Here is a 922-nt window from a genome sequence, read left to right on the forward strand (position 1 = left end):
GCCGGAGTAGCTCAACTGGTAGAGCAACTGACTTGTAATCAGTAGGTTGAGGGTTCAAGTCCTTTCTCCGGCACCATTGTACGAGCCATTAGCTCAGTTGGTAGAGCATCTGACTTTTAATCAGAGGGTCGTAGGTTCGAATCCTACATGGCTCATCACTTTTATGTGAATTATGCATGCGGGTGTGGCGGAACTGGCAGACGCACTAGACTTAGGATCTAGCGCCGCAAGGCGTGGGGGTTCGACTCCCTTCACCCGCACCATTTAATTTAATAACCGAGCGGAAGTAGTTCAGTGGTAGAACACCACCTTGCCAAGGTGGGGGTCGCGAGTTCGAACCTCGTCTTCCGCTCCAAAGATTCATCAAAGTGCCGGGGTGGCGGAACTGGCAGACGCACAGGACTTAAAATCCTGCGGTAGGTGACTACCGTACCGGTTCGATTCCGGTCCTCGGCACCACTTTTATGAAAAATTAGCGCCCGTAGCTCAATTGGATAGAGCGTCTGACTACGGATCAGAAGGTTGTGGGTTCGACTCCTGCCGGGCGCGCCATATATTACGGGAAGTAGCTCAGCTTGGTAGAGCACTTGGTTTGGGACCAAGGGGTCGCAGGTTCGAATCCTGTCTTCCCGACCATTAATTAAATTTCGGGGCCTTAGCTCAGCTGGGAGAGCGCCTGCCTTGCACGCAGGAGGTCAGCGGTTCGATCCCGCTAGGCTCCACCATGAACATTGAAAACTGAACATGCAAAACGTTAAGAAATATAGCTTGAAAGATTAACTTCGGTTATCTAAGCAAGCAAAACAATTTTGACATCATTTAATGATGATGCCAGCAAAACAAAATGAGCTTTTTAAGTTCTCTATTATGGAGAGTTTGATCCTGGCTCAGGACGAACGCTGGCGGCGTGCCTAATACATGC

8 tRNA genes and 1 rRNA gene are annotated in these 922 nt (G+C 49.9%); all 9 read left to right on the plus strand.

Features of this window, described 5'->3' with window-relative positions:
- A tRNA-Thr gene (locus FG383_RS20705) sits at positions 1–76 on the plus strand.
- A gap of 6 nt (positions 77–82) precedes the next feature.
- Positions 83–155 (plus strand) — tRNA-Lys (locus FG383_RS20710).
- Between the two features lie 23 nt (positions 156–178).
- Positions 179–263 (plus strand) — tRNA-Leu (locus FG383_RS20715).
- Positions 264–280: 17 nt separating this feature from the next.
- Positions 281–355: transfer RNA gene (locus tag FG383_RS20720), tRNA-Gly, on the plus strand.
- A gap of 15 nt (positions 356–370) precedes the next feature.
- A tRNA-Leu gene (locus FG383_RS20725) sits at positions 371–459 on the plus strand.
- A gap of 16 nt (positions 460–475) precedes the next feature.
- Positions 476–552, plus strand: a tRNA-Arg gene (locus tag FG383_RS20730).
- A gap of 7 nt (positions 553–559) precedes the next feature.
- A tRNA-Pro gene (locus FG383_RS20735) sits at positions 560–636 on the plus strand.
- A 13-nt stretch (positions 637–649) separates the two neighbouring features.
- A tRNA-Ala gene (locus FG383_RS20740) sits at positions 650–725 on the plus strand.
- Positions 726–864: 139 nt separating this feature from the next.
- Positions 865–922: ribosomal RNA gene (locus FG383_RS20745) — 16S ribosomal RNA — on the plus strand; the annotation flags it as partial.

The sequence above is a fragment of the Psychrobacillus soli genome, assembly GCF_006861775.1.
Taxonomy (GTDB): domain Bacteria; phylum Bacillota; class Bacilli; order Bacillales_A; family Planococcaceae; genus Psychrobacillus; species Psychrobacillus soli.